Source organism: Planomonospora sp. ID91781 (assembly GCF_015711595.1).
GTDB lineage: Bacteria > Actinomycetota > Actinomycetes > Streptosporangiales > Streptosporangiaceae > Planomonospora > Planomonospora parontospora.
The window spans coordinates 159114-178601 of record NZ_JABTEY010000004.1 but is presented as its reverse complement, the minus strand read 5'-3'; the positions used below and the strand labels follow the sequence as shown (position 1 = coordinate 178601).

14 protein-coding genes are annotated in these 19488 nt (G+C 72.0%); 6 read left to right on the top strand and 8 right to left on the bottom strand.

Translation table 11 applies throughout. From position 1 onward, the window contains the following. Window positions 1-22: 22 nt before the first annotated feature. From HS048_RS34740 to HS048_RS34705, 8 genes are all read right to left on the bottom strand, one after another. Window positions 23-1150, bottom strand: a complete 1128-nt coding sequence (locus HS048_RS34740) for a DnaB-like helicase N-terminal domain-containing protein (RefSeq protein WP_196470087.1) — start codon at window positions 1148-1150, stop codon at window positions 23-25. Beyond that, window positions 1147-1974 (bottom strand): hypothetical protein, encoded by an 828-nt coding sequence (locus HS048_RS34735; RefSeq protein WP_196470086.1) that lies wholly within the window; start codon window positions 1972-1974, stop codon window positions 1147-1149. Before HS048_RS34735 ends, HS048_RS34740 begins: the two co-directional genes overlap by 4 nt. Continuing rightward, on the bottom strand, window positions 1971-3659 hold the full coding sequence (locus HS048_RS34730) for a type IV secretory system conjugative DNA transfer family protein (RefSeq protein WP_196470085.1): 1689 nt from the start codon (window positions 3657-3659) through the stop codon (window positions 1971-1973). The genes HS048_RS34735 and HS048_RS34730 overlap by 4 nt, the downstream gene beginning before the upstream one ends. Continuing rightward, window positions 3656-5296: a hypothetical protein gene (locus HS048_RS34725; RefSeq protein WP_196470084.1), complete on the bottom strand. Its 1641-nt coding sequence runs from the start codon at window positions 5294-5296 to the stop codon at window positions 3656-3658. Before HS048_RS34725 ends, HS048_RS34730 begins: the two co-directional genes overlap by 4 nt. A gap of 115 nt (window positions 5297-5411) precedes the next feature. Next, entirely contained in the window at window positions 5412-6971 is a 1560-nt protein-coding gene (locus HS048_RS34720; RefSeq protein WP_189239885.1) for an SCO6880 family protein, read from the bottom strand. Further along, a complete protein-coding gene (locus HS048_RS34715; protein WP_196470083.1) occupies window positions 6968-8542 on the bottom strand; it encodes a proline-rich domain-containing protein in 1575 nt (524 codons plus the stop codon). The genes HS048_RS34720 and HS048_RS34715 overlap by 4 nt, the downstream gene beginning before the upstream one ends. A gap of 355 nt (window positions 8543-8897) precedes the next feature. Next, complete coding sequence (locus HS048_RS34710; RefSeq protein WP_196470082.1) at window positions 8898-9650, bottom strand: hypothetical protein; 753 nt, start codon at window positions 9648-9650, stop codon at window positions 8898-8900. Next, window positions 9651-10058 carry a DUF6112 family protein gene (locus tag HS048_RS34705; protein WP_196470081.1) on the bottom strand — a complete coding sequence of 136 codons (408 nt, stop codon included), beginning with the start codon at window positions 10056-10058 and terminating at the stop codon, window positions 9651-9653. A 150-nt stretch (window positions 10059-10208) separates the two neighbouring features. Between HS048_RS34705 and HS048_RS39020 the strand changes: the two genes are divergently transcribed. The 6 genes from HS048_RS39020 to HS048_RS34675 all read left to right on the top strand — a co-directional run bounded on the left by HS048_RS39020 (window position 10209) and on the right by HS048_RS34675 (window position 19288). Continuing rightward, window positions 10209-10637, top strand: coding sequence for a helix-turn-helix domain-containing protein (locus tag HS048_RS39020; protein WP_196470080.1), 429 nt, complete (start codon window positions 10209-10211; stop codon window positions 10635-10637). A gap of 50 nt (window positions 10638-10687) precedes the next feature. Beyond that, window positions 10688-11212 (top strand): hypothetical protein, encoded by a 525-nt coding sequence (locus HS048_RS34695; protein WP_196470079.1) that lies wholly within the window; start codon window positions 10688-10690, stop codon window positions 11210-11212. Then, on the top strand, window positions 11209-12291 hold the full coding sequence (locus tag HS048_RS34690; RefSeq protein WP_196470078.1) for a C40 family peptidase: 1083 nt from the start codon (window positions 11209-11211) through the stop codon (window positions 12289-12291). The genes HS048_RS34695 and HS048_RS34690 overlap by 4 nt, the downstream gene beginning before the upstream one ends. 178 nt (window positions 12292-12469) lie before the next feature. After that, the gene (locus HS048_RS34685) at window positions 12470-14281 is read left to right on the top strand and encodes a hypothetical protein (protein ID WP_196470077.1); all 1812 of its coding nucleotides are present in this window, start codon (window positions 12470-12472) and stop codon (window positions 14279-14281) included. Window positions 14282-14300: 19 nt separating this feature from the next. After that, window positions 14301-15881 carry a hypothetical protein gene (locus tag HS048_RS34680; protein ID WP_196470076.1) on the top strand — a complete coding sequence of 527 codons (1581 nt, stop codon included), beginning with the start codon at window positions 14301-14303 and terminating at the stop codon, window positions 15879-15881. Window positions 15882-17143: 1262 nt separating this feature from the next. After that, on the top strand, window positions 17144-19288 hold the full coding sequence (locus HS048_RS34675) for a hypothetical protein (RefSeq protein WP_196470075.1): 2145 nt from the start codon (window positions 17144-17146) through the stop codon (window positions 19286-19288). Window positions 19289-19488 lie beyond the last annotated feature (200 nt).

Here is a 19488-nt window from a genome sequence, read left to right as displayed (position 1 = left end):
GGTCTCACCTCTGCCGGAGCGCTCACATGGACGCCTTGGCCTCGGGTGGGCCGCTCACCGCCGCGCGATCGGGCGGGGGCGGGACGTAGGCCATGCTGTCACTGGCGGTCACTTTTCGTGAGTCGGCCAAGCGCGCGAGCGGCCCCTCCAGGCGTTCCAAGGTGGCCAGGGCGGTACCGATAGCGGCTGAGGGAGTGGCGGTGCGGGTGGTCACCGCGGTGATGACCTTCTGGGTCTGGGCTTGGACGTAGGCGGCGGCGTCGGCGGCGACCAGATCCCGGGCCAGCGGGATGGCGTGGCCGGGTTCGGCTTTCGCGCAGCGGGCCATGAACCGGTCGGCCTGGCGGGCGCTGATGGCCACCTGCCGGTTGGCCTCGAACAGCACCGTGGGCGCGTCGATCGGCTGGCCGCGATCGCTCAGGACCACCAGCGCGATGTAGATCTCGGCGCGGCCGGGCGCGGTGAAGTCCTGCGGATCCAGCCAGTCGCGCACTTCGGCGACCTGCCCCGGGTCGGCGACCAGGGAGGCCAGCAGCCGGTCCTCGGTGCGGGCGGTACCGTCCAGGAAGGCCAGCGGCGCACGCAGCGCGGCCAGGCCGCGCTGCAGCAGGGACGGGGCCTGCGGAGCATCCAGGACGTCGTCGGCCTCGTCCTCGGCCGCTGCTTCAGTCAGGATCTCCGGATCCAGCCTCCAACGCTCGGCCAGCTGGGTGAGGACCTGACGGGTGGCGGTGATCTGCGCATCGGCCTGCCCTGCAGGCACATGGCTGTCCATGGCGGCGGCGATGCGCTGAGCATGGTGGGCGATGACGCGCCGCGTTTCACCCTCCAGCACCATGACGGCGTACTCGGCGGATTGGGAGGGCGTGATGGGGGTGGCGGCGATCTGGCCTACCCAAGCGCTGCTGCGACCGGTGGCGATGGCGGCGTCTTCTACGGCGCGGCGCAGGGCGTTCCAGCCGTCGATGACGGTCAGATCCAGTCCGTCATCGCGGCTGGCGTCGATGATGGCCTGCATGAGCTCTTGGTGACCGGGGTCGCCGAAGTCGGCTGCTTTGACGCCGGTGAGGGCCAGGGTCGCGCGGATCCGGCGGGGGTCGCGCAGCAGGGAGGCGAGCAGGGCGCGTTCGGCGTACAGGTCCGGGGTCATCGCGCGGCCTCGCCGTCGACCGGGACGCTCGCCAGCGGCGTGCCGGCCTGCTGGCGGGCGACGGCGGCCTGAGCGGTGGTGTATTTGGCCAGGCGGCGATCGAGGTCGGCGGTCAGCTGGGCATCGGGGACGCGCACGTAGATGCCGGCGCTTTCGTCGCCGAGCCACCAGGTGCCGTCGATGCGTACCGCGGGTGTGCGGCCCAGACGCTCGGCGTGGCCGGCCTCGACCAGGGCGGTGATGTCGGCGGTGGGCAGGATGTCCGGCTGCGGTTCAGCCGGAGCAGTCGGGGTGGGCATGGGCGTCTCCGGTTCGATGAGGAAGGTGATCGGCAGGGCCGGGGCGGTCGCCCAGGCCGAGGTAGTGATCCAGGTGGCGAAGTCCATCCCGGGCAGGGTGCCGCGCTGGTCGTCGTGGCTGCCGCGCAGGCATTTGCCGGGATAGCCCAGGGCGGGGGCGTGGCGGGCCAGTGCGTCGTAGAACGAGATCAGCGGCAGGTCGCTGGCGGGAGCGTGGGTGCGGATCCACTCGGCGTACAGCGTGGTCAGGATGTCGAGCGGGCCGGGATGCAGGTACCAGCAGGCGGGGATCTTGTCTTTCAGATCGAGCGGGGGTTCGCTGTGGCGCTCGCGCAGCCAGTCGACCCAGGCGGCCATCTGCGTCATGCGCGCCCGCCGCTGGTCGGGCTCCATGGCCTCCCACATCCACCGCGGCGCCGCCGGTACGGCCGGCTCGGGGATCCCGCCGGGCTGATCCGGGGGTGCGGTGGCGGGCAGGCGAGGGGCGGGCGGGACGGGCACGAACGCCGACGCGGGCTGACTCATGGGGTTTCTCCTTTGGCCAGGGCCTTGAGCGCAGGCTCGCCGAAGCAGGTGCGCATGCGCACGCGCATCGGCGGCAGGTTGGCGTACTGCATGACCGCGTGCCATTCGGGCAGCTGCTGCAGCAGGTGCACGGGGGCGAGCTCGTCTTTCTGCGGCTGGGTGGAGACGCCGAACCGGCCGTCGTTGCCGGTGCTGTGGCTGGGCCGCTCAGCCACCTCGTTGCCGATCATCTGGGAGAAGTACTGCAGCGTGGACATGTCGCCCATGCCGGGCAGCAGCAGCCGCAGCTTGGACTGGGACAAGATGGTGCGGGCCGAGTCGTTGCCGTAGCGGGTCTGCAGCTGAGCCAGGTCGTGCCAGACGGTGATGAGCTGGATGCCCATGCCGCGCGCGGTGGTCAGCAGCGTCGGCAGGCCGGAGTAGCGGAACACGTTGCCCGCCTCATCGAGCGCCAGCAGCAGCCGCGGCTGGAGCGGGCCGGTGCGCTCATAGGTCTGCTCGGCCTCGTGCACGATGGAGGCGACCAGCGCGGTGAACATCGGCGCGAGCGCGTCGGCCTGGGAGGGCGGCGCCACGATGCACACCGTGCCCTTTTCGCGCAGGAGTTGTTCGGCGGTGAAGTCGCTGGTGGTGGCGCTGTCGCGGATGCGCGGGCGGGCGTAGGCGTCGACGACGGCCGCGGCGGTGAACAGCACCGAGCCCACCCCGTCGGGGTGCAGCCGCCAGGTGGCCTCGTAGTTGTCGGCCATCTGCTCGTAGCCGTGCTCCATCAAGATGCTGCGCACATCACGCCGCGAATCCTGGCCGTCCAGGCACCAGCGGTAGAACTTGTCGACGCCGCCGCCGGACAGCTGGGCGGCCATCAGCACGGGCCCGACCAGGGAGCGGGCCTTGAGCACCCAGGGGCGGGCGCGCGGGTCGTCGGTGATGGCCGAGGCGTCGCACAGCCAGCGGGCCATGCGGTCGGCGGCTTCCTCGTCGGTGGCGTACGTGGTGGGTGACCAGCGGGCCGGTCGCATGAACGACAGGCCTTCGGGGGCCACCACCCAGACGGGCCCGTGCTTGCGCCGCGCTTTGATGATCCATTTCAGGTCGGGGCCTTTGGCGGTGGAGACCACGCACGGGCCGTTCCACTCCAAAACGTTGGGAATGATCAATCCCAACGTTTTTCCTGATCCGTTGGGGCCGAACACGGTGGCGGAGATGCAGTCGTCTCCGGCGAGCAGACTGCGGGTGCGCATGCTGCGCCCGGCGACGATACGGCCGGGCCGCTCGGCGGGATCCTCCGGCACGGTGATGCGCTGCTCGTGCTTGGGCGTGGCCCAGGCGGCGCCCCGGTTGCCGCGCTGGGCCAGGTGCTCGCGCAGGGCGCTTGCGGCCAGGTAGACGGCGGCGCCGGTCACGGTCAGCAGCAGCGTCAGCAGGCCCCAGAACACGCCGGCCTCCAGCGGCGGCTGGCCGGTGGCGCGCTGCCAGGAGGCGGCCGCATCGGCCGACGTCGCCAGGAACACCACGAACGCCAAGGCGTCGTCGAAGTCGCCGGTGCTGCCGGCGGCGGCCGCGGCGGCGAGCCCGGCCAGCCACACCAGCAGCACCAGGCCGGCCAATGCGGCGAAGAACGCGAACGCCAGGTAGTAGGGGTCGTTGCCGGTGCTGGAGGGCGCCGGGGCCGGGGAGGTGGTCATGGGCGCGCCCCGCTTGCTCCGTTCGCCCCGCGCGGGGCCCGGCGACCGGTCCGCCCGGAAGCGGGAGCGGCCGGTTCGGCAGGCGGGTCGGTGCCGACCGGCAGGGTCAGCTGCTCCCCCGGCCCGGACGGGCCCGCGGAGGCGGGCGGCCGGTAGTCGGTGTGGGTGAAGCGCGCCTCCGCACGGGAGCGCACGTGCTGGATGAGGAAGGAGCGCCGCCCGGCGACCTTCCACAGGCCGATGCCGGGCCGCAGATCGGTGACGATCTGCTCCTCGGTGGCGTTCAGTCCGAAGTAGCGGGTGCACAGCGGCACTTGGCCGCTCTTTTGCTGATACAGCACCACGGTGCCGGTGTCGGCGATCAGTCCCAGGGCCAGGGACTCGCGTTCGCTTCCGGCGTCGCCGGCGGCGTGCAGGTCGGCGGGCTGGTGGAAGACCAGCACGTTGGCCACCAGGTTGGCGCGCGCCAGCTTGCGCATCGACTGATACCAGCGCAGCGTGCCCAACGTCAGGTCGGCCCAGGCCTCGTCGGAGACGACGAAGCGGCGCCGCCCGTCGCGCTGGCCGAGGGCCGATTGCAGCCAGGAGGTGGCGCAGATGCGCACCAGCGGCAGCGCCGAGCGGCGCTGGGCGAGGATCCGCGACAGGTTGATGACGATGAGCCGCGAGTGGGGTCCGGCGTCGATGTTGGTGGGGGCGTCGAACATGCCGCGCAGGTCGCCGTCGACGAGCCGCTGCATGCCCATGATCAGGTCGGCGGTCTTGTCGCGCAGCTCGGTGCGGGTGATGGGCAGCTGGTCGACCAGGCGCTGGGCGGGGTCCATCATGGCGTTGATGACGTCGCCCAGGACCGGCACGCGGGGCCGGTCGGCGGCCGCCACGGCGGCGACCGGACCGCCATGGGGATCAAGGCTGGGACGCAGGTGCAGGGCGCCGTCGGTGACTTCGGCCATGGCGATCTTGCACAGGGTGTGCTCGGCTTGACTCAAGGGCCGGTCCAGCACCGCGGTGCCCAGCGCCACCAGCATGGCCAGCTGCCGCTCGGCCACCAGGTCCGGATCGCTCGAGCCGAGCGGCCCGGCGTCGAAGGGGTTGAGTCGGGCCGGCAGGCCGGGCCCGAGGAAGACCGGAGATGCGCCGACGAAGTCGGCCAGGTCGGAATACTCGTCCTTGACGTCGGTGATGTAGGCGTCGCGCCCGAACTCATACCCCCGGGCGATCATGCATTTGACCAGCGTGGATTTGCGGGAGCCGATCTCACCGAGCACCATCAGGTTGGGGTTGGTGACCAGCCCGGCGTCGTAGTACTCCCACGGGTCGTAACACCAGGTGCCGCCGCCGAGCAGGTTGTGGCCGACCAGCGGGCCGAGCGCGCCGGCCCCGGCGTCGGCCATCCACGGGTAGACGGCCTGCAGCACGTCGGTGGTGGCCCGGTGCGGCGGCAGGTGCAGGCGGCGCAGCTGGCGGCCGGACATCGGGCGCAGCGCGCCGTCGCCGAGCACGCCGGGCACGGTTTCGGCGGCCCAGGTGGGGCCGGGCCGGGCGGCGGCCGCAGTCCTGGTGCGGCGCACGCGCGGGACTTGGACGTCGACCTTGGCCAGCGGCCCGTCAGGGCGGGAACGGCGCTTCAGCCACATGCGATCCTCCGGGAGGTGGAAGGGGCGGCCGCAAGACGGCGGAGCCCGGGAAAGGCCGGGCGCGTCGCAAGCGACCGGCAGGGGAAACCTCGCCCGCGAAGGCGAGGAAGGCCGGTCATCGCATCAGCCCGTAGCGCAGGCCCCGCCCGAGCGGGAGCGTGGCGGCGAACGCGGCATCCTGCTCCATGTACAGCCGGCGCAGCTTCAGGCCCCGGGCGTTGATCTCGATGTCACCGCAGGCCCGATCGAGGTCTTTGAGGGTGGGGGCGGAGACGCGCACCAGGCCCAGGAACCGGTAGGGGGCGTGTCCGGCGGCCAGGGCGTCGTCTTGGCGGCGGCGGGTGGCGCGCTCGTGCCGCTCGCGCGCCGAGGTGCGAAACCCCCAGCGCTGGCGGATCCCGGCGTCGGAGTCCTTGGTGGTCTCCGCGCGCGCCAGCTCGTCTTCGGCCTTGCGGGCATCGCGGGGCTCCAGCAGCACGCTGACGGTGCGCTCGCAGTGGGTGTGCAGCAGCAGCTGCTCCAAAAAGGCGCTGGTGACCGGGCGGCGCGGCCATTCACTGATCCAGTAGACGGCGTGGTAGCTGCCGTCGGTGCGGTAGTAGGCGGCGTGGTTGCCGTCGCAGCCCATCGGCCCGGCCTCGGCCACCGCGATGCCGCCGCCGCGCTGGGCGTCCGGTCCGGCGGCCTCGATCGCCCAGCGCGAGCCGGGGTCGTAGGCGGTGCGCAGCAGCGCGGCGATCTGGCGGGGCGCCAGCGCACCGTCGACGTCGACTCCGGCGCCGAGCAGGTCGCGCTGAATGGCCTGGGCCTGGGTGATCAGGTGGGCGCAGGCGCCGGCGTCGCCGCCGCCCAGGGTGCGGATCTGGCGGCGGATGCGGGCCGGGTGGATGGTCAGACCGATGTAGGTCTCGTGGCGCTGGGTGACGGGGCGGGCGGCTTCCAGCAGTTCCCGGTAGGAGTCGCGGGTGGCGGTGCTGCCGCGGCCGCCGCCGCCCAGCCAGTAGCGGGCCAGTGCGTCGCCTGAATCGGGGACGGCGGCGTCCAGCAGTTGCACGCGCACGATGCCGGTACCGGGCGCGGCCAGCGCCGCGAGCGTCTCGCCCCAGCGCAGCAGCCGTTGGTCTTGTTCGGCCGGGGTGAGCAGGTGGAAGGCGCTGCCGCGGGTGGCCAGGAGGAGGGTGTAGAGGCCGCGCCGCCGGTCTTTGACCACGCCGACCTTGCGCGGGCCGTGGCGGGTGTGCACGTGCGCGGTGATGATCGCCAGTCCGGCCAGCTCGCCGGGCAGCTCCAAGGGCTCGGCGGCCGGCGGACGGCCGCTGTTCTTGCCGGTGCCGCGGCGCTGCTCGCGCGCGGTGCTGGGATGTTCGGCGGCGGGCCCGCCGCGGAACTGGCTGTAGCCCAGGGCGCGGCGGAGCGCGAAGGCGGCCGCGATCGGCAGCCAGTGCGCGATCGGCCGCTCGGCGATCGGCACCCAGACCGCCACCACGGTGGCCGCCACGAGCACCAGCCCGGCCACCAGCCCCCAGGGTCCGGCGGCGGCCAGGCGGATCAGCAGGAACAGGGCGGCGAACAGGGCCAGGATCGAGCCCATGCCCAACCCGAGTACCACGCCGGTGCTCTCCCTCGGGCCGAAGGTGTAGGTGAAGCGCTGGTAGGGCGAGGCGTCAGGGGTCATGGCTGCTCTTTCGGCGGGGGCGGCGGCGGGTCAGGCGCAGGCGGAGACGACGGCGGGGGCGGCGGTGCAGGGACCGGTTCGGCGCCCTCGTAGCCGCGCAGTTCCCGCACCGTGCGGGGCGGGAGCGGCGGCGGGGGCGGGGTGGCCGTCCGTCCGGGTCCAGGGGGTGGGGGAGGTCCGCCCAGCGGTGGCTGCACCGCCGCAGGGACGGGGGTATAGGTGCGCTGCACCGACGGCGGCAAAGGCGCGGCGGGTGGCGGTGCGCCGGAGCCGGGTTCGGTGGAGGCAGGTGGGGTGCCGTTGGGAGTGGAGGCAGGTGGTGGGGCGCCGTTAGGGGTGGAGGTAGCTGGTGGGGCGCCGTGAGAAGCCGGGACCGGATTGCCGTTGCCCGTGGTCTGCGGTGAGGCTTGCGGCGTGGCTGGTTGCGGGCGGGCGTGGCGGCCCGGCCCAGAGCCGGGTGAGCTGCCTGCCGGAGGCGAATTGCCTGCCCCGGTGTGCGGGATGTGCACCGGGTGGCCCATGCGGCGCAGCACCTCGGCGTCGATCGGTTTGACCGCGCCGTTGCCGCGCTCGGCAGGGGTGTTCTGCTCCCCACCGGGCGGGGTGGTCTCCTGCTGACCGGGTTCGCCCAACTGCGGCATCGGGGTACGGCCGCCGCCCATCATCGCTCCCCCGGCGGCGCCCGCGCCCTTGGCCGCCAGACGTGAGACCATGCCCACCGCCTTGCCCGCGGCCGCCATCGTGGCGCCGGCGGCCGCCTGGCGCAGGCCTTCCCCGGTGCCGCCAGGGCTGAGGGCGCCGTTGACCAGCCCGATGAGCTTGGCGACGAGGAACGGGCTGAAGGCGCCCAGCCAGAACAGGCCGACGGCCACCAGCAGATCATCGGGAGAGTCGGCCGATTCCAGCAAGCCCGCCGACATGCGCAGCAACATGATGATGATCAGCTTGACCAGCAGCAGGGAGATGATGGTGTCGCGCAGCCGGGCCGTCCATACCCGGGCGCCGCTCCACACGCTGCCCGCGGCGGCCAGCGGCCACATCATCACGCACAGGTCGATCAGCATGCGGCGGATCACCATCTCGACCCAGATGACCGCGAACGCGAACAGCAGCGCCAGGCTGAGCAGCACCATCAGCACGAACGGCTGCTCGGGTGACCCTCCTCTCGAGACCTTCCACAGGTAGCCGACGGGGGTCAGGATGCGGTTGGTGACCGCATCCCAGCCGCCCTCGCCGAGGACCATCACGCAGAACTCGTCGATCAATCGGTGGGCCAGCATCACGATCACCACGACCAGGCCGGTGGTCAGGCCCGCCGTCAGCACTCGCACCAGGGTGCGGCCGAGCTCGCCGCCGTCGCGGCTGAGCGCGGCGAACAACACCGACACCAGCAGCGCGATCAGGGCGACCATCGCGGCCAATGCGCGGATGGTGCCGTACAGGTCATCGAACCAGGGCCGTTCCAGGTCGGGCTGGCCGTGTTCCTCGATGGCGGTAGTGATCTTTTGGGCCAGCCAGACGGTGGTCTCGCTGATCAGGGTCAGGATGGAGTTCTCGACGTCTTTGACCACGCAGTTCGGATCGATGTTCCCAGCGACCAGATCGCACCAGATGTCGACATCGGCCGTGATCGTGGGGTCCGGCGTTGTGGTGGGCGCCGTGGACGGAGCCGCCGGTGAGGGCGAGGCCGACGGGCGCGCTGACGGGCGCGCCGGAGGTGACGGCGGAGCCGGACTGCGCGATTCAGCTGTAGGCGCGGGCTGCGGGGCCGGTTGCGGGGTGGCGTCCGCGGCCGGGGCGCCCACCAGCCCAGTAATCACCAGTACCAGCAGATGCAGGGCCACGACGGTGGCGCGCCGAGCCCACCGCCGCTTGCGCCGTCCGGTCGCACCCGCGACCGGACGGCGGGATGCGCCGGTGTGCCGCCTAGGAGGGGGCATAGTCCGGCGCCGCCGAGTCCGACAGCAGCTCCCGCAGCTGCTCGCTGAGCAGGATGAGGTTGTCACCGTTGGCCGGCCGCCAGCCACCGTCCGGCGGGGTGTATCCGGCCGGGATGGGGCCGATGGCGGCGCTGCTGCGATAGGTGCGCACCCGCCAGCCGACCGCGGTCCAGGTCAGCTCCACCCGGGTCAGGCCGTGGCCCAGCGTGGCGGGCTGGGCGGAGCCGGCTAGATACAAGGCGGCGAACACGGTCACGGTCGCCTGCCGGGCGTGGACCTGCTCGGCTCGCAGCGCGACCGGCACGGTGCGCAGCCCGTAGCGGACCCCGCGTTCGGCGTCGTCGCGTAGCGCGACCATGGACGGGGCCGAGGCCTCGCGCTCCAGCAGGGCGCGCAGCTGCGGGCGGTGGGCGGGGGCGGCCAACACCCGCACCAGCCAGGCCCGGCCGTCCGCCGACAGCAGATGCGGTGAGCCGATCAGCGCGACCGCGCGTGCGGCCGCCGCCAGCGCGCTCTTGTGACGGTCGGCCGTGCTCGTCGGCGTCGTCGGTGATGCGGGCGCCGCTGCGGCGGGCGGTGGTGCGCCGGTCACCGCGATGGCAGGCGCGCCCGACGGTCCGGCCGCTCCTGCCGTCGCGGGTATCGGAGTAGTGCTGAGGCGCCCGGCCCACCAGGCCACCAGGACGGCCAGCAGGGCGGCGAGGGCGGCCATGAGCCGGATCCGCCCGGCCGGTGACACCTAAAACTCCCGTCCGATGTTGTACATCCAGATCACCAGCTGCGGTCCGGCGCCCAGCAGCAGTCCGGCGATCAAGGAGGAGAAGATGCCGGTACGGCCGACTGAGCTGGCGTAGGGATTGCCGAACCAGCGACCCGCAGCGATGATCATCAGGGAGATCACCAGCCCGACCAGTGATCCGATCAGCGCATACGAGATCAGGCCGCCCACCATCTCCTCGAAGGCGCTCATGCCCGGCAGTGTCCGGTTCGGGGCGATGTCGAGGTTGACCCCGGACGGACTGGACGGACGCGGTGGTGCGGGTGATGGCGTGAGCGCCTGCCCGAGCTGCGCGTGCAGCTCGAGCCCGTGGGTGCGGGCCGTCGCCAGCAGCCGGTGCGCGTGCTCGCTCAGGTATGTCGCGTCCATGTGACCTCATCCGGTGCAGTAGCGGTCCGCTGACGTTGACAGCGCCACTTTACAAATTTTACGGACGGTGGGCTATTTTTACGGACACGATTGGTGAAAGGCAATGGATCACCGGCAGAAGGCGGAACCTGCGAATGCGAAACTCGATGTGTGGACGCCCTTTCCCGGGGCCGCGGCCGCCCGCCCCGCGGCCAGGCCCCCGCCGACCTGCTGCCCGCCGACGGACCGGTGTGGACGACGGCCCATGTGGCCGCCTTCCAGGGCGTCGACGAGCGCACCGTGCGCCGCGCGGCGGCCCGGGGCGACCTGCATCACCTGCGTCTGACCTCGCGGGTACTGCGCTTTTCCCGCCCGTGCCTCATGGAGCACCTGCACGGCCGCTCGTGCGCCGGCCTCGTCTACGACGAGGAGATCCTGGACGCCGAGCAGGCGGCCGCCCTGCTGGGCGTCGGCATGACCACGCTGCTGCGCGCCGCCGCGGCCGGCGTCATCCCGGGCCGGCACCTGGCCGGTACCTGGCGCTTTTCCCGCGCCGCGCTGCTGCGCTGCCTGTGCCCGGAGCCGCCTGCCGCCGGGTAGCCCACCGGGCTGCCGCGCTGAAGCCGGGGTGCCATCCCCTGCTGCGGGTCGTGCTGCTGGCGCTCGCCCTGGTGGCGGGCATAGCCGGCTGCACCAGCGGCCCGCCCTCCCCCGCGGCGGCCGCGCCGAGCGCCTCCCCGCCGCAGGTGAGCCTGCCCGACTCCAGCGCCGGGCCCGGGCCGGCCTCGGCCGCCCAGCAGCGCGCCGCGGTGGCCGCCGCACGCCGCTTCACCCGCCGCCTGCTCACCTACAGCCACCTGTCCCCCGCCGAGTTGGCGCCCTCGGTGCGGCTGCGCGGCCTGATCACCCACCGCTACGCCGCCGCCCTGGCCCCCCGCGACCGCGTCGACCCCGCCCTGGCCACCCGCTTGCGCGAGGTCTCGGCCGCGCGCATCACCAGCGCCCGCACCGCCGCCGACGCCCCCGGCGACGCCGGTACCCAGTACGTGCTGCTCACCTGCACCCAGACGCTCACCGCCGACGGCCGCACCGACCGCATCGAGATGGTGTGGAGCCTGCGCCTGCTGCGCTACGGCGAGACCTGGCGCGTCGATGAGGTGAGCCAGGCCGGATGAGCGCCGCCCGGCCGGTCATCACCGCGGTGGTGGCCCTCGTCGCGGCGCTCGCCGCGGTGATGTTCCTCATCAGTCAGGGCTCCTCCTTCGACCTGGACGACTACGCCGACGAGCAGGACTGCCGCCTGCCGCCTGCCGCCTCCGGCGGCGACGCCGCCGCCGCGGCGGCGCTCAGCGCCGAGCAGATGGCCAACGCCCGCCGCATCGTCGCCGTCATCACCGAACGACTGCCGACCGCCCAGGCCCGGGCGGCGGCGCCGATCGCGCTGATGACCGCGCTGGCCGAATCCTCCCTGCGCAACCTGTCCCACGGCGACCGCGACAGCCTGGGACTCTTCCAGCAGCGCGCCGGATGGGGCAGCGCCGCCCAGCGCCGCGACGTGCGCTACGCCACGCTGGCCTTCCTCGGCGGGCCCGCTCCCCCGGCCAACCCCGGCCTGCTGGACATCCCCGGCTGGCAGCACCTGCCGCCCTGGAGCGCGGCCCAGGCCGTGCAGCGCTCGGCCTTCCCCGACGGCTCCAACTACCGCCGCTGGGCCAAAGCCGCCACCGCCCTGGCGAACCGGCTCCTGGCGGCCGGACCGGCGGAGCCCGCACCGGACTGCACGCCGGATCCGGCCGTGCCCAGCCCGGGCCCGCAGGCCGCGCCGCGCCTGCCCGGCGCGGTGCCCCAAGCGGTGCGCACCGCCATCGCCTGGGCCATGCGCGCGCTGGGCACCCCGTACCAGTGGGGCGGCCACTGCCAGGCCCCCCAGCGCCGCCCGACCAACCCCGTCCAGCAGAACTGCGACTGCTCCAGCCTGCTGCAGGCCGCCTACCGCAGCGCGGGCGTCACCCTGCCGCGCACCACCTACGAGCAGGTCAAGGTCGGCCGCAAGGTGAGCATCGGTGAGATCGCCCCGGGTGATCTGGTGTTCACCACCGGCAGCGGCGGCACCGCCGCCCGGCCCGGGCACGTGGCGATGTACATCGGCGGCGGCAAGGTCATCCAGGCGCCGCGCACCGGGGACGTGGTCAAGCTGACCGACTGGACCGCCTACAGGCGCGGTGTCGTGGCGGTGGTGCGCATCGTGCCCTGACGTCACCCTCCCTTCTTTCCGACTACAGCAGTCAGAATGGATGACAAGCAATGTCACGAAACGGCCACAATCACGCCTTTCCGAGGTATCGCCATGGAGTTCCATTCAAGATCCCCCTTAGCTTTGACAATCGTCCTGACTCACTAGTCATGTCGTTCGGGTTCCGGAAGGTGGGCACATGATCGACCAACCACCGCACCACACCACCCCCGAACCGCCGCTCACCCCCGAGCACCTGTGCGACCGCTACGGCGCCGCCCTGCTCGACTACACCAGCCTCTGGCTCGGCGACGCCGACCGCGCCACCGAAACCGTCCGCACCACCCTGACCCTGGCCCACCACAACGCCCACCGCCTGACCGCCCCCGGCCACCTGCGCGCCTGGCTGTACGCCCTGGCCCGCCACCAGGCCGCCCACCCCGACGACGGCCACGCCTTCTCCACCGGCCCCCTGCCCGCCGTACCCGGCCACGTGACCCCTCCGCACGCCGAACCGGCCACCGAACCCTCCATCACCGGGCCCCGCCTGGCCTACGACGCCCTCTCGGCGCTGGACCGCCGCGACCGCGAACTGCTGGAGCTGCACCTGCGCCACCGCCTGGAGGCCGGTGAGCTCGCCGCGCTCTTCGGCCAGGACCCGGCCGCGATCACCACCGCGCTCACCACCGCCGCCGACCTGGTGGAGGCCTGGGCCAGCGCGATCCGCCAAGCCGGCCGCCAGCACCCCACCTGCGCCGCAGCCGCCGCCCTGGCCCGCGACTGGATCACCGCGCCCAGCCGCGGCACCCGCACCAAGATCCGCTCCCACGTCGGCCGCTGCCCCACCTGCACCAAAGCGGCCAACCTCACCGTGGACGCCACCGCCCTGCTGCAGCACCTGCCGATCGCTCCGCTCACCCCCCGCGCCCGCGCCCGCATCCTGCAGCCCGCCGCACCCACCGACCCCGCCCCGGCACCGATCCCCTGGACCGCCACCGGCTTCCCGCACCAGATCGACCAGCTCGAACCCGAGCCCGCCGGTCCGGCCGACCCCGCGCTCGAGGGGTTCCGCGCCAACATCGGCACCGACTTTTGGGCCGACACCGACCGCGCCGACCGTGCCTTCTGGACCGAGGACCCCATACGCCCCCCTGCGGCCGCACCGTCCCGCCCGGCCGAACCCGGCCCCGACGCCGCGATCGCATCCCCCGCCGCGATCGAACCCCGGGACAGAACACTGCGCGACGTACTGATCGCCCTGAGCGCGCGCCCCCTGCACGCCGCCCGCTCAGCGGCCCTGACCGCCGCCGCCCTGGTCATCTGCGTGGTCATCGGCGTCCACCTCAGTCAGCCCGCCCCGGTGCAGACCACCAGCGCCCGCTACCCCGAACCCATCGCCGTCCCCAGCCAGGACCCGCTGCCGATGGAGACCGCCCCGCCGCCCCCACCGGCGGCCCGCACCACGGCGCCCCCCACCGCTGATCCGACCACCAGCACGCCACCGGCCCCGCCCGCGCGCCCGCGCACCACCCCCCGCGCCCCTTCCCGTCGCGCGACCTCCTCCCCCGCTGTCCCGCGCCGCGAGATCAACCCGGCCTCGCCCCGGCCGCGCCGCTCCACCGCGCTGCCCGAGGGCGGCCCCGGCCGACCTCCGCCACCGCCGAGCTCCGGCCCCGGCTCGGGGTTCGGTGCCGCGGCCACGTTGACCGCTTCGGCCACCGCGGTGGACCTGGACGCCTCCGGCACCGCCACCGTCACCCTGACCGCCAGCGCAACGCTCACCTGGAGCGCGCACAGCCCCGCTCTGCAGGTGCTGCCCGCCGGCGGCACCTTGGGCGCCGGCCAGAGCACCACGCTGCAGATCCTCGCCCCCGCCGCCGACCCCGGCCGCTTCGGCTACGGCGCCTGCGCCGCCGCCTCCGCCCAGCACCTCACCGTGACCTGGTCGGCCCCCGGCGCGACCGGCGACGGCCAGTTGACCATCACCGTCCGCACCCCCGCGTGCGGCTGACCCTCCGGAAAGGCCCCTCGTGACCCCACCCGAATCCACCCAACCACCACCCCGCAGACGCCCCTGGCGCACCATCGCGCTGATCGTGGTCGTCCTGCTGGGCATCTGGGGCGGCTTCGCCGTCGCCGACACCGAGCAGGCCCCCGCCTCCCAGGCGTGCACCAGCCTGTACGCGCCCGGCACCCGCGAGTACGCCACCTGCGCCGCCGCCATGGACAACGGCATCGTCGCCGACATCTCGGTCTCCCAGCACCCCCGGACCCCTCAGCAAACGGCGATCAACACCGTCGACGGCTTCACCACCGGAGCCGGGACCGGATCCGAGACGCTCCTCTACTGCGTCACCGCCGACGGCACCGCCACCCTCACCGACCCGGGCGGCCGCAACACCTGCACCCGCACCATCACCTGCACCCGCCAGGCCGGCACCGGCGGCTACCGCTGCGTCGACCACCACGGGGACGTGGTCGACCCACCCGCCGCCCTGTGCCAGCCCTCGACCACCAGGAACTGCACCGCGGCCACCCCTTTCTCCACCACCGACCAGATCCCCTCTGCCCCACCGACCACCGCACCGGACCCCGCGCTGATCAGCCCCTCGCCCACAAGCACCTCGCAGAGCACTCCCGCGGCCACCGCCACCAGCTCACCGACCCCGGCGCCGACCACGGCCGCACCGGCTCCGGCCGATGACCCCCTCAGCCAGGCCATCGACCGCGCCCACCGCCAAGGCCTGCGCATCTGGCTGGAAGCCGACCTCACCACCACCTGGCTGGACACCAGCCGACGCGGCACCAGCGACCAGTTCAAGGCCGCCGTCGACCACCTGGCCCAGCACGCCGCCAAACCCGGCGTCGCCGGCATCAAAATCGCCTACGACCTCGGCATCCGCGGCTTCAGCAGCGCCGAGGAGATCCAACGCTTCATCAGCGAGACCTCCGCCGCCCTGCGCACCGCGCTCCGCACCACCGTGCCCGAAGGCCGCCGCCAGCTCGCCGTCGACGTCGTCGTCCCCGAGCTCGGCTGCGGCACCAACACCGCCTGCCAGAAGGGCCTGCAGGCCAAGTACCCGCTCCTGACGCTGGAGCGGGTCGAAAAATACGTGCTGACCGGCGGCGTGGACGTCGTCAACGTCTCCTCCGGCCTGTTCGCCACCGACTACCAGACCTACAAGATCCCCCTGGAACGCGCCCTGACCAACCAGTGGCTGCGCCTACGCATGCGCGGCTGGGACACCCGCGTCCTGCTCGGCGCCCGCGAGATCGGCCTGGCCCACCGCGGCGACGCCCCCACCACGGTCACCAAGGCCGTCACCAAGACCGCCGAAGCCGCCGTCGCCGCCCGGGTCGACCAGCCGGTCACCACCGGCGGCGTGCGCAGCGTCGTGCTGTGGACCCACCGCCAGGTCTGGGACGGCGCCACCTGGCGCCTGACCGACCCCGGCCTGGCCTCCAACCCCGTGTGGACCTCGCTCATGCGCCGCAAGAACCTCGGCCGCATCGTGATCACCTTTAACCCGCACGAGCCGGAAAAGAGCATCGCCGAAGACCTGGCGGTGATCGGTCAGGTCGCCGCCGAGGTCTACCTGCACGCCCAATAACCCGACCAGCCGTCGAGCCGCTTGCTCGTGGCGTACGCCCCGAGCAAGCCCGCTCCCTCGCGGTCAGGCAACTAGGAGACCCAACCGAGAGCACTGGACAATCCCGACCACTCAGCCATGCTGCCGAGGAGAGAACACCGATGCCCATCACGCCGGATCCCGGCACCAGTTCGGACAGCGGCACCGCCTGTGCAACGATAGGCAGCCGTATGATCGTCACTGTGGGCAACGCCAAGACTCTTCTGAGTGCAAGCACACCGCGCAGGAGGACCGCAGGCTCCCCCCGACCAGGCGTGCAGAGCCTCACGGACATCAGCGCCGCCAGCGCTCAACGTCCCCCCACACCCAAGACACCATCCCCGAGCAGTCTCAGCATCGATGCCAAGGTAAAGCGCAAGCTCCGCACACCGCCGCTACCAGCATGTTCGCGGCAAGCGGGAGGAAAACGGTCACCGTCCTGCGAGAAAGTGCGACACACCCATTTGAGTGCGTCACTCAAACGCTGGATCTATGGAATGATCGCCCCTATGGCACGTACAGGAACCAAGGGTGGTGGAGGAGCAAGAGGCGGATCCAAGCTCGGAGAGCGCAGGCGCACGTCTTCCCAAGACCTGCCAGAAGTTCCGAGGCTCGGCGCCAGTTTTCGCGACGCGCAAGACCGTCCGATCCTCCAAGCTTTCAAGGACATCGCTGAAAAGCTCGGCATCAGCGAAGCCGAACTGCTCCGCGAAGCCGTTCGCGACCTTGTGAAAAAGCAGCGGCCTGCTGCCTGCGGGTCGGAACCATGCTCGAAGTCGAGAGCCGGGGCGATACCCGGCGAGAAGGAGATGTCGATCGCAAGCTAGGTCGGGCATAAGCCCCCGGACGCACTATCTAGGTCCGGGGGAGCCCACCACTCCACATCACAGGTGAGAGACGCTCCAGCCAGGTTTCCTAGGCCGAGGTGCTGAAGTGCTCTCTGTCGACTAGTCCGGACGGCGTAGCCGCCACGGGCCGGTCTTTTGTTGCTCGGGAACATGTCCCTTGGAGGGATCATAACTGATGGTTCCCGGGTTGGCACCGCCATGCTCGCAGTCGGCGTGTCATCACGTCAGACCGTAGCGATCGGGGCCAATCCCGGTACAACGTGTGCTGAACCCGCATCTGCGCAGGTCAACACCACCGCAGACCGGCTCGGCGAGCCCCCCTCGAGCGCCTCCGGACTCCCGGAAACCGCTCAACACCAGTGGGCTCAATTTGCGCCTGCCCTCAGTCAAGACGGCATGATGCGCGTCTCGCGCGACGGCGGCCGCAGCTACCCCAAGCGCTGGCGCCAGCGCGTCACCCACGCGCACCCGCATCAGCCCGCGACCATCTCGGTGTACCACCCCGAGCACGGCACCGGCTGCATGCTCGTCCTGGACTTCGACGTCTCCAAGGCCCGCGAGTCCCGCGCGGGTGACGCCGCCGCCCAAGTCCGCGCCGACGCCGCCGACTGCGCCGCGCTCATCGCCCGCTGCGGCGGGCGCGTCATCGCTGACGTCGCTCCGCTGGGTGGCCGTCACCTGTACATGCTGTGGCAGACCCCGCAGCCCTGGCACGAGCTCTATCTGCTGGCCCGCGCGCTGCAACGTCGCTACCCCCGCACGCTGGACGTCACTCCGCACAGCACTCCGCACGGCCAGATCCGCCCTCCCGGCGCCCGGTACAAATCCCTCCACGGTCACAGCCCGGGTTTCCAGGAGTTGACCATGCCTCTGGAAGAGGCTCTGGCCGCACTTGCCCACCCCAACGACGCCGATGTCTGGGCGCGTCTACACGAGGAACTCGCCGCCGAGCTCGCGCACGCCGCACCAGTTCTGGCCGTCCCCACGGTCGAGACTTTCTCCTCTCCTCCAGAGGTGCTCCACGATCCGGCAGACCAGCGGCGCGATGAGGCCGGGGATCCGTGGCTGCCGCGCGCCAACGGGCCCACGCCTCTACCTGCAGACCTGGCGGAGATCGCCGTCACCGGCCGCTACGACGCCACCCGCTATAACGCCGGCACCGCCACGGCCGGACACGCTGCCCGCCAAGCAGTCGTCTCCTCCCTGGCTGCCCGCGGCTGGCGGCTGAGCGAAGTCCGTCGACGGATCTATGACGGCAGCTGGCCCGGACTGGCACAGCTATACGCCCGGTACGGCCCACGGCATCGTGATCGCGCCCTCGCGCGGGACTGGCGAAAAGCGATCGCCTACGTTCAGCGGAAGGAATCTATCCGTGGTTCCGACACCAGGGGGTCAAACTCACACCCCGCTGTGGCTGCTGAGGGGGATGTTCTGAGCGGTTCGTTACCGTGGCCACTACAGGTGGGATGTGCGGAGAGCAGATCTGTACTTTGTAGATCAGCCAGTACGGACTTCTTCCACCACCTGGGCCCCTACCAGCGCATTCGGGTGTGGTGGAACGCGGTCCTGCTTGCGGAGCATGACCCCGCCCGCCGGGCACGGTGGGGACGCGCGAGTACCTCCATCCGCCTGGTCCTGCGAGCGCTCGGTGCAGCCGCGCAGATGAGCGGCCTCATGGCGGTGGAGTTCGGAGTCCGCTCCCTCAGCCTCATGACAGGCCTGCACTATGACACCGTCGCGCAGATCCTGACCATCCTGCGGGAGGAGGAAGATGCCTTCATCGAGCGGCTGGAGACCCGGCGTGGCGAGCGAGGCGACCTGTATCTCCTCCAGATCCCGGACGCCTACCGACAGCTGGCGCTGTGGCAGCGCTGGCGAGCCGGCACCATCCACGCCCTGCACCCGGTCTTCCGCCTCTTGGGCGGTGGCACCACGGCGCTGGTCTATGAGTGCCTGACGAGCGCCCCGACGAGCCGTAACGACCTGATCCGAATGGCGGCCCTATCCCCCAGCACCGTCAGCGAGGCGCTGGCCGCCCTGCTGCAGTACGGCCTGGCCGAACGGACTTCCGAGGGCTGGGTCCGAGGTCCCGAGGACCTGGACATTCTCGCCGACTTCCTCGGAGCCACCCTGCAGGTACAGGCTCTGTGCGAGACGTATCGCGCGCATCGAGCTAAGTGGAGGGCGCTGCTGGCCTCCTGGAGACTGACGGTCGACGACATCGTCCAACAGAACCCGGGCGACGGCCCGATCCCCATCGAGCCCTCTTGGAGCGAACGCAGCACCCCAGTCCAGCACCCCACCGGCGCACAACCCGAACCGGCATCGCAAGACGATGATCTTCAACGGGTGGCCGACGCCGAGGTACCCGTCTGGCTGGACGACCACCTCGGTGCTGACACCCTGCCGCGGCGCATTCCCGCGCGCGATCCGGTCTGGGAGGAAATCTGGGGTACCGAGGTCGAGGCGGGCCGTAACCCGCTGCGCGTTCTGCGCCGACCGCGTCGACCGGGCACCCGCGCCGACGGCCCGAGCCCGTAACCGCCCCTTCGGCGGTCGGGAAGAGCCGAGTCGCGCCGGTGGACGTTCTGGCCCGATCAGGAAGGCCGTGCTCAGCGGGAGCATGCAAGGCGGGCGGAACTGGATGGACAGTGTTCAGGTGGACACGGATGGCGAACAAGGTCCGGATCGTATTCTCAGATCCCGTTCCGAATCACTGCGGACCCGTCACTGGCCCACGT